The 11,614-nt window shown below is 66.9% G+C and carries 13 protein-coding genes; 7 read left to right on the forward strand and 6 right to left on the reverse strand.

Annotation, left to right across the window (positions count from 1 at the left end):
- Position 1 precedes the first annotated feature (1 nt).
- The 4 genes from AT701_RS09725 to benA all read right to left on the reverse strand — a co-directional run bounded on the left by AT701_RS09725 (position 2) and on the right by benA (position 5,935).
- The gene (locus AT701_RS09725; RefSeq protein ID WP_058125730.1) at positions 2–1,117 is read right to left on the reverse strand and encodes an acyl-CoA dehydrogenase family protein; all 1,116 of its coding nucleotides are present in this window, start codon (positions 1,115–1,117) and stop codon (positions 2–4) included.
- A gap of 164 nt (positions 1,118–1,281) precedes the next feature.
- A complete protein-coding gene (gene benC, locus AT701_RS09730) occupies positions 1,282–4,044 on the reverse strand; it encodes a benzoate 1,2-dioxygenase electron transfer component BenC (protein WP_058125731.1) in 2,763 nt (920 codons plus the stop codon).
- A gap of 9 nt (positions 4,045–4,053) precedes the next feature.
- Positions 4,054–4,569 carry a benzoate 1,2-dioxygenase small subunit gene (benB, locus tag AT701_RS09735; protein WP_003893289.1) on the reverse strand — a complete coding sequence of 172 codons (516 nt, stop codon included), beginning with the start codon at positions 4,567–4,569 and terminating at the stop codon, positions 4,054–4,056.
- 1 nt (position 4,570) lies between these two features.
- Positions 4,571–5,935, reverse strand: a complete 1,365-nt coding sequence (gene benA / locus AT701_RS09740; RefSeq protein WP_003893290.1) for a benzoate 1,2-dioxygenase large subunit — start codon at positions 5,933–5,935, stop codon at positions 4,571–4,573.
- Between the two features lie 209 nt (positions 5,936–6,144).
- On the opposite strand from benA, the gene AT701_RS09745 reads away from it, so the two are divergent.
- Genes AT701_RS09745 through catC form a run of 4 tightly spaced genes read left to right on the forward strand, consistent with a single transcriptional unit; the run spans position 6,145 to position 9,390 of the window.
- The gene (locus tag AT701_RS09745; RefSeq protein WP_058125732.1) at positions 6,145–7,071 is read left to right on the forward strand and encodes a LysR family transcriptional regulator; all 927 of its coding nucleotides are present in this window, start codon (positions 6,145–6,147) and stop codon (positions 7,069–7,071) included.
- The gene (locus tag AT701_RS09750) at positions 7,068–8,171 is read left to right on the forward strand and encodes a mandelate racemase/muconate lactonizing enzyme family protein (protein WP_058125733.1); all 1,104 of its coding nucleotides are present in this window, start codon (positions 7,068–7,070) and stop codon (positions 8,169–8,171) included. The genes AT701_RS09745 and AT701_RS09750 overlap by 4 nt, the downstream gene beginning before the upstream one ends.
- 33 nt (positions 8,172–8,204) lie before the next feature.
- Positions 8,205–9,098, forward strand: coding sequence for a catechol 1,2-dioxygenase (catA, locus tag AT701_RS09755; protein WP_058125734.1), 894 nt, complete (start codon positions 8,205–8,207; stop codon positions 9,096–9,098).
- Between the two features lie 7 nt (positions 9,099–9,105).
- Positions 9,106–9,390, forward strand: a complete 285-nt coding sequence (catC, locus tag AT701_RS09760; RefSeq protein ID WP_058125735.1) for a muconolactone Delta-isomerase — start codon at positions 9,106–9,108, stop codon at positions 9,388–9,390.
- Positions 9,391–9,394: 4 nt separating this feature from the next.
- On the opposite strand, the gene ybaK is transcribed toward catC, so the two are convergent.
- Positions 9,395–9,886 (reverse strand): Cys-tRNA(Pro) deacylase, encoded by a 492-nt coding sequence (gene ybaK / locus AT701_RS09765; protein ID WP_058125736.1) that lies wholly within the window; start codon positions 9,884–9,886, stop codon positions 9,395–9,397.
- Positions 9,887–10,166: 280 nt separating this feature from the next.
- On the opposite strand from ybaK, the gene sigH reads away from it, so the two are divergent.
- Both sigH and rsrA read left to right on the forward strand, forming a co-directional pair.
- Positions 10,167–10,814, forward strand: a complete 648-nt coding sequence (sigH, locus tag AT701_RS09770; protein WP_003893296.1) for a sigma-70 family RNA polymerase sigma factor SigH — start codon at positions 10,167–10,169, stop codon at positions 10,812–10,814.
- Positions 10,811–11,116 (forward strand): mycothiol system anti-sigma-R factor, encoded by a 306-nt coding sequence (gene rsrA, locus AT701_RS09775; RefSeq protein ID WP_011728007.1) that lies wholly within the window; start codon positions 10,811–10,813, stop codon positions 11,114–11,116. Before sigH ends, rsrA begins: the two co-directional genes overlap by 4 nt.
- A 12-nt stretch (positions 11,117–11,128) precedes the next feature.
- On the opposite strand, the gene AT701_RS36120 is transcribed toward rsrA, so the two are convergent.
- On the reverse strand, positions 11,129–11,203 hold the full coding sequence (locus AT701_RS36120; RefSeq protein WP_011728008.1) for a 50S ribosomal protein bL37: 75 nt from the start codon (positions 11,201–11,203) through the stop codon (positions 11,129–11,131).
- Between the two features lie 123 nt (positions 11,204–11,326).
- On the opposite strand from AT701_RS36120, the gene AT701_RS09785 reads away from it, so the two are divergent.
- Entirely contained in the window at positions 11,327–11,542 is a 216-nt protein-coding gene (locus tag AT701_RS09785; RefSeq protein ID WP_014877243.1) for a biotin/lipoyl-binding carrier protein, read from the forward strand.
- Positions 11,543–11,614: the final 72 nt, after the last annotated feature.

Here is an 11,614-nt window from a genome sequence, read left to right on the forward strand (position 1 = left end):
GTCAGGCGCCTTTCGCGGTGAGGTAACGCTCGCGGTGCTGAGCCGAGCTGCCGAACAGTTGCAGGCCGGTGCGGGCCCGGCGCACGAACAGGTGCGCGGGATGCTCCCAGGTGAAGCCGATGCCGCCGTGCATCTGGACGGCCTGCATGGCCGTCGTGTTGTACGCCTCGGCGCAGAAGAAGCCGGCCAGCGCGATCGCTCCCGCGGCGTCGTCGCTGCCCGCGGCCTTCTCGGCGGCCGCGTGCTGCGCGGCCGACGTCGACGACTCCACCTGCACCAGCAGATCGGCCGCCATGTGCTTGAGCGCCTGGAAGCTGCCGATGGCGCGGCCGAACTGGATGCGGGTCTTGAGGTAGTCGATGGTGATGTCGAAGATGCGCCGTGTTCCGCCGACCTGCTCACCGGCCAGCGCGATCACCGCGAGGTCCAGTGCGTGGCTCACGGCGTCCCAGCCCGCGGTGCCGATGCGGCGCGCCGGGGTGTCGGTGAAGGTGAACGTCGACAACCGCACGGACGGGTCGAAAACGGTTGCCGCAGCGCGGGTCAGGCCTGTTGCGTCGGGTGTGACCTCGAAGATCCCGACGCCGCCCACATCATCTTTGCCGGTGCGGGCGACCACCAGGAGGACGTCGGCGATCTGGCCGCTCAGCACGTAGTGAGCGTTACCGTTCAGCGTGTGGCCGTCGGCGCGCTCGGTCGCCTTCACGGCGACGCCCTCTTGTGCCCAGGTGCCGCGTGCCCCGGTCACGGCGACCGTCGCGATCGAGGTGCCCTCGGCGAGGCCCGGCAGCAGACGCTGCTTGTCCTCGGCGGTGCCTGCCGCTTCGATGAGCGCGGTGGCCAACACTGCGCTGCCGATGAACGGTGCCGGTAGCAGTGCCGCACCGGTCTCCTCGGCGACGGCCTCGAGCTCAAGAGCGCCGAGCCCGACGCCGCCGTACTCGGGATCGATCAGCAGCCCGGTCACACCCTGTGCGGCGAGCTTGCGCCACAACTGGGGGTCGTATCCCTCGTCGCTGCTGATCGTCTGCCGTACGTCCTGCTCGGTGCACTCGTTCTGCAGCAGCTCCCGGACCGCGGCGGCCAACTCCGCCCGCTCGGCCACGCTGATCGTCATGTGAACCGCCTTTCTGCGCGTCGCAACCATGCAACGCGTGTTCGGCGGACGTGTAAATCACGTATTAGGACACTGACAGATTTCCCAAAGGGAAACGCCAGGCGTGCGGGCAGATGTCCCCAGGGGTAACAGCCCAGGTCAGCCGGGGTCTATCACCCAGCCTGTCAACCCAGGTCGCCACCGGCCACCGGCAGGACGCTGCCGGTGATGTAGGACGCCTCGTCGGAGGCCAGAAAGCAGATCGCGGCGGCCTGCTCGTCGAGGGTTCCGTACCGGTGCATGAGCGACGAGGCGAGCGTCTGGTCGATGTGCGCCTGGAACCAGGCCCGCTCGGTGTCGTCGGCCGGCGCCGGGGTGCCGCGACTGATCCGCCGCGGCGGCGCGTCGGTACCGCCCGGCGCGGTCGCCACGACCCGGATCCCGGCGTCGGCGTACTCCATCGCCAGTGACGCGGTGATCGCGTTGATACCGCCTTTGGCCGCCGAGTACGGGATCCGGTGGATGCCGCGGGTGGCGGCCGAGGACACGTTGACGATCACGCCGTGTCCCTGCTCGACCATCGCCGGTAGGGCCGCGCGGCACGCGTAGAGCGTGGTCATCAGTGAGCGGGTGATCTCGGCCTGGATCTCGTCGGCGGTGAACTGCGTGAACGGTTTGAAGTTGATCGCCCCGCCGACGTTGTTGATGAGCACGTCGATGTGCCCGAACTTGCGAATCGCCTGCCGGACAACTGTTTCTGCGCCGTCGGGGTGCTCCAGGTCGGCGGTGACGGCCAGGGTCGCCGGGCCGGTCTGCGACAGTTCGTCGGCGAGGTCATGGACCAGTTCGGCACGGTCGACCATGACCACACGGCCGTCCTCGGCGTTGATGCGGCGCGCGGTGTGCTCGCCGATGCCCTGGGCGGCGCCGGTCACCACCACCACCTTGCCGCGGAACCGGCCCGGTGAGATGAACCTGGGTGTGCGTGCGGCCCGGACCTTTTCGCGCTCGGCCTGCTCCTGGTCGGCGAGTGCGCGGCGCATGGTCTGCTTGGCGCATTCGGCGTGCGCCGTGATCAGGGTCTTGGCCGCGGCGCGGTCGTGGGCCTCGAACGCCTCGACGATGCGGACGTGGTCCTGCGCGCACAGCGGGTGACACCAAGTGGCGTGGCGAAGCACCTCGCTCATGCGTCCTTTGACGTCGAGTGCCTGATACGCCTGCAGCAGGTGCTCATTGCCGGTCAGGGTGAACAGGTAGTCGTGGAATGCCGCGTTGGTCTCGGTGTACCGGGCCGCGTCGACGAAGCGGTCACCGTCCACGTACGGCAGTGTCGACTCGGCGAGCAGGCGATAACCGGCCAGCTGTGCGGTGCTCAACCGTCCGATCGTGAGTTCCAGCGCACCGAGTTCGAGCGCCTGGCGCGCCTCGAAAAGGGCATCGGACTCGTGCAGTTCGGGATGCTCCTCGCCGATCTGGTATCCGTCCGGCGCCACGGGTTGCGGTGGCTGCACATGCACCGGCTCGGGCACATCGTCGGGTACCTCGACCACAGAGGCGGGGGCTGCGACTGCCCGGGCGGCGAAAACCTCCTGCCCCGCAAGCGATCGCGCCCCGCTCGCCCGCAGCGCACCGCCGTCGTCGTCGAGCTGGGTCGCGGTCCCCGGCGCGGCGGGTGCGATCAACTGACCGGCGATCCGGCGCGCGCTGTCGGCGTGGTCATGCCCCGGCCGGCTCGCGGTCTGTTCGGCCGGGGCCATGTCGATGCTCGACGGTATCTGTTGGCCGCAGATCGCGTCCGCGTCGGGAGCGGTGAGCAGGTTCTCGACCGGCCCCGCGGCCGATTCCTCGGCGGGGGATCGGTCGGCGGGCGCATCGGGCGCACCGGCACGGGTGAGCCCGAACTTCTCGAAGTAGAAACCGGTCGGCGTGACACCGGAATTGGTCAGGTGGGTGCGGACTGCCTCGACCATGGGCGGTGGTCCGCACAGGTAGACGGCCACGTCACCGCCGTAAAGATGCTCGGAGCTGATCAGTTCGGGTATGCGTACCTTGTTGGCCGAGGTGCTCGACGGGTCGGATACGCAGTGACTCCACGTGAACGCGGGCAACTGGGAGGCGAATTCGTCGATGCGGTCCAGTTCGACCAGATCGGCGTCGGAGCTCACGCCGTAGATCAGATGGGCCGTGCGGGTGCTGCCGTCAGAACGCAGCTTGCCCAGCATCGACAGCACCGGCGCCAGGCCGGTGCCGCCGGCCAGCAGCAGGATGGGGCGCTCGGCCTCGCGCAGGAAGAACGATCCGTGCGGCCCGGTGAAGCTGACCGCGTCGCCCACCACCGCGCGTCGCGACAGGTACTCCGACATGGCCCCGCCGGGAACGAGTTTCACCAGGAAGGTCAGCAACGCCTCGTCCGGGGGGTTGGAAAACGAGTACGACCGCGTGATGTCGGTGCCCGGCACCGTGATGTTGACGTACTGGCCGGGCAGGAACGCCAGGTCGGCACGGTCGGGGATCTCGACGGTGAACCGGACCGTCGTGGCGGACAGGCGGGTCAGTTCGACGATGGTGCCTGTGTATCTGGTGGCCTGGGTCTTGGCGATGTCGGACGTGCCTGCGATCTGCAGCACCAGGTCCGAGCGTGGTTTCATGCTGCACGGCAGGACATATCCGCGTTCGGCCTCGTCGGGTGCGAGCGCGTCGTCGATGTAGGTGCCTGCGTCGTAGCGGCCCGACTCGCACAGCGCCTTGCACGTGCCGCACGCGCCGTCGCGGCAGTCCAGCGGGATGTTGATGCGCTGCCGGTACGACGCGTCGGCCACGGTCTGGTCGGCGCGGCAGGTGATGAACCTGGTGACCCCGTCCTCGAAGGACAAGGCCACCGAGAAGGTTTCGTCGCCCTCCGGGGTGTTCGGGTGCTGCGCGGAATTTCTGTCGATCATCACGGTCATGGCGGGTCCCTAGAAGTGGTAGATGTCCACCACGTGGTGGATGTAGTCGTTCTTCAGCACGACCGTCTTGCGCCGGATCAGCGGCTGTTCACCGGAGAAGTCGATGGTGTAGAAGGAGGTCCCGTAGTACGGGTCGACCGTCTTGTACCGGAAATACATGGTGTGCCAGTTGAACCGGACATCCACCAGGTCGCCGCGCCGCTCGATGACCTCGACGTTGCTGATGTTGTGGCTCGTGCGTGGCTCGGGCAGCGATGTCGCCGAGGACCGTTCGGTGCGGATCCGGAACACGCGGTCTTCCAGTCCGCCTTTGTTGGCGTAGTAGATCAGCGAGATGTCGCGCTGCGGATCCTCGACCAGTCGGTCGTCGTCGGCCCACGAGGGCATCCAGTAGACGACGTCGTCGGCGTAACACTCCAACCATTTCTCGAACTCGCGGTCGTCGAGATACCGGGCCTCCCGGTAGAGGAACTGCTCGATGACGTTCTGGGTGATGAGCTTGGCTGGCTTTTCGGTGGTGGTCATGTCAGTGCTCCGTGGGGTTCGAGGTGACGGCGCGGCGCAGGGTCCTCAGCCAGTAGCCGTGCTGCACCGGGTAGAGGCCTTCGTCCTCGTTGCGCAGGCCCGACGAGACGATGCCGTGCATCCCCAGCGACTCCGCGACCGGATCGGGTCCGGAAAGCCAGTGCTGCGCACCGCGGCTCATGTCGTTCCACGGTGCGGCCTGCGCGCGGAACGTGAGCTGGCAGGACCGGAACTCCTCGAGGTCGTCGGGGGTGGCCATGCCCGAGGCGTTGAAGAAGTCCTCGTATTGGCGGATCCGGTGGGCGCGGGCCGCGGCGCTCTCGCCCTTGGGGGCGATGCAGTAGATCGTGACCTCGGTCTTGTCGGGCGCGATCGGCCGGAAATGCCGGATCTGCGTCGAGAACTGGTCCATCACGTAGACGTTCGGGTACAGGCACAGGTTGCGTGAGCCCTTGACCATGAATTCGCCCTTGGCTTCGCCGAATCGGGCCTTGAGCTCGTCGAGCCGGTCCCACAGGGGACGGTCCTGCGGGTTGGCGGCCCAGGTCCACAGGCACAGATGCCCGTGGGGGAACGACCAGTAACCGCCGCCGGACTTGCCCCAACTGCCGGCGTCGAGCGCCTTGGTGTCGTTCTTGGACTCGCCGCACGTGCGACGGCTGGTGGTGGCGGCGTAGTTCCAGTGGGTCGCGGTCACGTGGTAACCGTCGGCACCGTTCTCGGCCTGCACCTTCCAGTTGCCGTCGTAGGTGTAGGTGGACGCACCCCGCAGGACCTCGAGACCGTCCGGTGACTGGTCGACCAGCATGTCGATCACCGTCGTCGTGTCACCGAGATGCTCGGTGAGAGGCAGCACGTCGGGATTGAGGCTGCCGAACAGGAACCCGCGGTACCCCTCGAACCGCGCGACCTTGGTCATGTTGTGAGATCCGTTGGAGTTGAACGTGTCCGGGTACCCGGCGCCGTCGGGGTCCTTGACCTTGAGCAGGGTGCCGTCGTTGCGGAACGTCCAGCCGTGGAACGGGCAGGTGAGCGTGGTGCGGTTGTCGGTCTTGCGCCGACAGATCATCGCGCCGCGATGTGCACACGCGTTGATCAGGCAGTGCAGGTCGCCGTCGCGGTCTCGCGTGATCACCACGGGCTGACGGCCGATGTAGGTGGTGAAGTAGTCGCCGGGGTTGGGCACCTGGCTCTCGTGGGCGAGATAGACCCAGTTGCCCTCGAAGATGTGCTTCATCTCCAACTCGAAGATCTCGTCGTCGGTGAAGATGCGGCGGTTGGCGCGGTAGACGCCGGCCGCGGGGTCCTCGATCACCGCGTCGGCCAGCACGTTCTCCAAGTGGTCGGGGGACAGGTGAGTGGTCATGTTTGCCTCCGGTTCGGCTCTTGACAGGCACTCTTCCAACGGGTGGCGGCCGTCACACTAGGGCATTTCCCAGTCCCGACCTGGGCATCTATTGATAAACAACCGCGATCAATAGACCGAAAACAAGTCCTTGTTGCCTATGGATCGCGGGTCTACCGTCGGTTGTGTCGGCCATCACAGGCCGTGCCCGTTCGTCAGAGAGGTCCGCCGTGGAGCTCAGGCACCTTCGCTATTTCGCCGCCGTGGCGGATACCTGCCATTTCGGCCAGGCCGCCGAGCAGCTGCATGTCGCCCAGCCCGCGCTGTCCTACGCGATCCGTCAGCTCGAGACCGAACTCGACGTCACGTTGTTCTACCGCACCACGCGTCAGGTGTCCCTGACCCCGGCGGGGGAGTTCCTGCGGGCCGAGGCCGCGCGCATCCTCGCCGGCGTCGACGACGCCGAACGCGGCGTGCGACGGATCGCGCGCGGCCGCGGCGGACTGTTGCGGCTGGGCCTGACCGGAACCGCGGCGTTCTCCCACCTGCCGCGGATCGCGCGCATCGTCAAACGCGAATTACCCGACGTGGCACTGGAAATCCATGCCGACATGCTCACCCCGGTCCAGTGCGACAGCCTGCGGTCCGGCGCGCTCGACCTCGGGGTGTTGCGGCCTCCCGCCGTCGGCGACGGCGTCGAACTCACCGTCATCGACGCCGAATCGCTCGTGCTGGCGGTCTCGGCAGACCACCGCCTGGCAGCCGAACCTGTCGTGTCGATGGCCGACCTGCGCGCCGAACCGTTCGTGGGGTACGCCAGCCGTGACTCCGCGGTCAACGATGCGGTGCTGCGTAGTTGCCGCAGCGCGGGTTTCGTCCCCGACCGGGCGCACACCGCGCCCGGAACCGCGGTGCTGCTCGCGCTGGTCGCGGCCGACCTGGGCGTTGCGGTGGTTCCGGAATCGGTGCGTGCGCTGCCGCTCGACGGCGTGGTGTTCCGCGACCTGCTCGACGGCGGCACCGTCGAATTGGCACTGGCCTGGCGACGTGCGGCCGACCGCGATTCTCACGCGAATCCCCTTGTCGGCTCAGTCGTCGACATCCTGGCCCCGGCGCTGAGCCGGGAGTCCGTCCCGAGTCTTGAGGAGAGACTGTGAAAATTGTTGCGATAGGCGCAATCCCGTTTTCGATCCCCTATACGAAGCCGTTGCGCTTCGCCTCGGGTGAGGTGCACGCCGCCGAACACGTGTTGGTTCGCGTGCACACCGACGACGGGATCGTGGGCGTGGCCGAGGCTCCGCCGCGGCCCTTCACCTACGGTGAGACCCAGCCCGGCATCGTTGCGGTGATCGAAAAGTACTTCGCGCCGGCCCTGATCGGTCTGACGCTCACCGAGCGCGAGGTCGCCCACACGCGGATGGCCCGCACCGTCGGCAATCCCACCGCCAAGGCGGCCATCGACATGGCCATGTGGGACGCGCTCGGACAGTCGCTGAGGCTGTCGGTCAGCGAGATGCTAGGCGGTTACACCGATCGGATGCGCGTGAGCCACATGCTCGGATTCGACGATCCGGTGAAAATGGTCGCCGAGGCCGAGCGCATCCGGGAGACCTACGGGATCAACACCTTCAAGGTGAAGGTGGGCCGGCGGCCGGTACAACTCGACACCGCCGTGGTGCGTGCGCTGCGTGAGCGGTTCGGCGACGCGATCGAACTCTACGTCGACGGCAACCGCGGATGGTCGGCGGCCGAATCGCTGCGTGCGATGCGCGAGATGGCCGATCTGGACCTGCTTTTCGCCGAGGAGCTGTGCCCGGCCGACGATGTGCTCAGCCGGCGCAGGCTGGTCGGTCAACTCGACATGCCGTTCATCGCCGACGAATCCGTCCCGACACCGGCAGATGTGACGCGTGAGGTGCTCGGCGGCTCGGCCACGGCGATCAGTATCAAGACCGCGCGCACCGGGTTCACCGGTTCCACCCGCGTGCACCACCTCGCCGAGGGTCTCGGCCTGGACATGGTGATGGGCAACCAGATCGACGGGCAGATCGGCACGGCCTGCACGGTTTCCTTCGGCACGGCCTTCGAGCGCACCTCGCGCCATGCCGGTGAGCTGTCCAACTTCCTCGACATGAGCGACGACCTGCTGACCGTCCCGCTGCAGATCAGCGACGGGCAGTTGCACCGCAGACCCGGACCGGGACTCGGCATCGAGATCGACCCCGACAAGCTCGCGCACTACCGCACCGACAACTGAACAACAGCCCCTACCCGTCAAGGAGATCCACACATGACCACATTCGAAGCACCGCACATCGAGAAGATCGAGTTGGCCGAAAAGGCCGGGAAGGCCACGGCCGCGGCGTCGGGGGCGTCGGCCACCGAGCGGTTCCACCTCGACAAGTCACCGTTCGACGCGGTACGTGACGTTCCCGCCGAACGTGTCGACCTGCTGGCCCGCGAGGTTCTCGACGCGGTGCACGCCACCATCCGCAGGCACAAGGTGACCTACGAGGAGTACAACGCGCTCAAGGCGTGGCTGATCAACGTCGGCGAGGACGGCGAATGGCCGTTGTTCCTCGACGTCTGGGTCGAGCACGTCGTGGAGGAGGTCGCCACGGCGCACCGGCACGGCAACAAGGGCAGCATCGAGGGGCCGTACTACGTCCCCGACTCGCCCGAACTGGGCGCCGACGCGACCATGCCCGTGCGGCCCGGCGAGGCCGGCACCCCGCTGGTGTGGGAGGGCACGATCACCTCGACCGACGGGCGACCGCTGGCGGGCAAGGTCGAACTGTGGCACGCCGATTCCGAGGGCTTCTATTCGCAGTTCGCCCCGGGCATCCCGGAATGGAATCTGCGCGGCACCATCTCCACCGGTGACGACGGTGCCTTCCGCATCACGACGATGCGGCCCGCGCCGTACCAGATCCCCACCGACGGCTCGTGCGGAAAGCTCATCGCCGCGGCCGGCTGGCACGCCTGGCGTCCCGCACATTTGCACGTCAAGGTGTCGGCGCCCGGACACGAACTGCTCACCGCGCAGCTGTACTTCCCTGGCGATCCGCACAACGGCGACGACATCGCCACGGCCGTCAAGCCTGAGCTGATGCTCGATCCGCAGCCTCAGCCCGACGGCAGCGAGATGGTGCGCTACGACTTCGTCCTGGACCCGGAAAGCTGAGCCGAGCATGCTCTTTCACGTCCGGATGGACGTCCGGCTGCCCCACGACATGGACCAGGACACCCTCGCGCAGCTGGTCGCGCGGGAGAAGGCGTACTCGCAGCAGCTGCAGCGGTCCGGCAAGTGGCCGCACATCTGGCGCATTGTGGGGGAGTACGCGAACTTCTCGATCTTCGACGTCGAGACCAACGACGAGCTGCATTCGGTGATCTCGGGGCTTCCGCTGTTCCCGTACATGGACATCCACGTCACACCGTTGGCACGGCACCCCTCGGATATCGACCAGGGCTGAAATGCTAGGCGCCCACGGCGATTTCGGCGGTGACGGCATCGGTCGCGCGGATCAGGTCGGCCGGGGCCAGCACGATGTCCAGTCCGCGCTTGCCCGCGCTGCACAACACCTTGTCGAATCGCAGTGCCGAGGAGTCGATCACGGTCGGCAGCGGCTTGCGCTGTCCCAGCGGGGAGATTCCCCCGACGACGTAACCGGTCGAGCGCTGTGCGGCGGCGGGATCGGCCATCTCGGCCCTGGCCACGCCGAGTGCGGCGGCCGCGGCCTTGAGCGACAACTTGGTGGGCACCGGGACCACGGCGACCGCCAGGCCTTTCGGCAGCGCGATCACGAGGGTCTTGAACACCTGCTCGGCGACGTAGCCGTCGGCGGCCAGTTGGGCGGCTGCCTCCTCGCCGAAGGAGTCGTTGCGGGGATCGTGGTGATACCGCACCACGTCGTGTTGGATGCCTGCGGCGACCAGTGCCGCGATCGCGGGTGTTGCTGCGCGTGCCACGCGGAAAAGCCTAGACAGGGCGCCCGGGTTCGTTTTCGGGCCGGCCCGGGATCTCACAGCGTGCATGTTCGAGTGACGTACGGGAACATTGGGACCCCTGCGTGCTGTTATTCGAGCCAGACGTGGTAGTCACGCGCTGTCGGAGTCATTTGTCGGTAGCAGGCTCTAGGATCGAGGAGGGATTTTGGTGCCAACCGTATGCCTGGAACGTTCGGCGCTCGCCGGATGGGATCGGGGGCAGCTTGGTGGTGCCGTAATAGAAGGGAAGGTGTTTCCCACGATGACTGACGTCGACCGGGTCGAGCCCGAGACGCCGCCAGAGCGCGAAGAGACAGATGCCGAGCTCACCGCTCGGTTCGAACGCGATGCCATCCCGCTGCTGGATCAGTTGTACGGCGGTGCACTGCGGATGACCCGTAACCCGGCAGATGCCGAGGACCTGCTGCAGGAAACGATGGTGAAGGCCTACGCGGGCTTCCGTTCGTTCCGCGAGGGCACCAACCTCAAGGCGTGGCTCTACCGGATCCTGACCAACACCTACATCAACAGCTACCGCAAGAAGCAGCGCCAGCCTTCGGAGTACCCCACCGACGAGATCACCGACTGGCAGCTGGCGTCCAACGCCGAGCACTCCTCGACGGGTCTGCGCTCGGCCGAGGTCGAGGCGCTCGAGGCGCTTCCCGACACCGAGATCAAGGCCGCGTTGCAAGCTCTTCCAGAAGAGTTCCGGATGGCGGTGTACTACGCCGACGTCGAAGGGTTCCCGTACAAGGAGATCGCCGAGATCATGGAAACGCCCATCGGGACCGTGATGTCCCGTCTGCACCGCGGCCGCAGGCAGCTGCGCGATCTGCTGGCCGGTGTGGCCAGGGATCGTGGGTTCATCCGAGGCCCGCAGCTTGGTGAACCCGAGGAGGTGACGTCATGAGCGAGACGGAGCGCGAGGACGAGCGGTGGACCCCGCCGATCGGCCCCATCGATCCCGAGCATCCCGAATGCGCGGCGGTGATCGCCGAGGTCTGGACACTGCTCGACGGGGAGTGCACCCCGGAGACGCGCGACAAGCTCAAGCAGCACCTCGAAGAATGCCCGACCTGCCTGCGGCATTACGGCATCGAGGAGCGGGTGAAACGGCTGATCGCCGCCAAGTGCAGCGGTGAAAAAGCCCCGGATAGTTTGCGTGAGCGGCTGCGTATCCAGATCAGCCGCACCACGATCATCCGGGGCTAGAAGACAACCAGGTCAGGCGTTGGGTCGCTTGCCGTGGTTGGCCTTCGAGTGCTTGCGGTCACGCTTCTTGCGGCCACGCTTGGCCATAATGATCCCTCCAGACGTTTAGAGCTTGCTCTCTAGTGTCTCATGCCCCGGCGACAGCACTGTCCACCCGGGGTTGTGGTTCGATTAGTGCGGAAAAGCACCGGAGAGTGGAGTGGGGTGAAGATGGCCGAAGACGTTCGCGCCGAGATCGTGGCCAGCGTGCTCGAGGTCGTGGTTCATGAGGGCGATCAGATCGGCGAAGGGGACACCCTGGTGCTGCTCGAGTCGATGAAGATGGAGATCCCGGTGCTCGCCGAGGTCGCGGGCACGGTCACCAAGGTCAACGTCGCCGAGGGCGACGTGATCCAGGCCGGCCATCTCATCGCGGTCATCGACTGACCGGACAAGAACTTCCGTGAGGACCTCCACGCGCCCGAGCGTGCGGGAGGGCCTGCGTGTGAAGGGGCGCTC

Source organism: Mycolicibacterium smegmatis, assembly GCF_001457595.1.
GTDB lineage: Bacteria > Actinomycetota > Actinomycetes > Mycobacteriales > Mycobacteriaceae > Mycobacterium > Mycobacterium smegmatis.

Bases quoted from the DNA above. Each gene is read 5' to 3' on its own strand.
- catA (WP_058125734.1), top strand. From the start codon at position 8,205: ATGACCACATTCGAAGCACCGCACATCGAGAAGATCGAGTTGGCCGAA.
- AT701_RS09725 (WP_058125730.1), bottom strand. From the start codon at position 1,117: ATGACGATCAGCGTGGCCGAGCGGGCGGAGTTGGCCGCCGCGGTCCGG.
- benC (WP_058125731.1), bottom strand. From the start codon at position 4,044: ATGACCGTGATGATCGACAGAAATTCCGCGCAGCACCCGAACACCCCG.
- rsrA (WP_011728007.1), top strand. From the start codon at position 10,811: ATGAGCGAGACGGAGCGCGAGGACGAGCGGTGGACCCCGCCGATCGGC.
- sigH (WP_003893296.1), top strand. From the start codon at position 10,167: ATGACTGACGTCGACCGGGTCGAGCCCGAGACGCCGCCAGAGCGCGAA.
- catC (WP_058125735.1), top strand. From the start codon at position 9,106: ATGCTCTTTCACGTCCGGATGGACGTCCGGCTGCCCCACGACATGGAC.
- AT701_RS09785 (WP_014877243.1), top strand. From the start codon at position 11,327: ATGGCCGAAGACGTTCGCGCCGAGATCGTGGCCAGCGTGCTCGAGGTC.
- benB (WP_003893289.1), bottom strand. From the start codon at position 4,569: ATGACCACCACCGAAAAGCCAGCCAAGCTCATCACCCAGAACGTCATC.
- benA (WP_003893290.1), bottom strand. From the start codon at position 5,935: ATGACCACTCACCTGTCCCCCGACCACTTGGAGAACGTGCTGGCCGAC.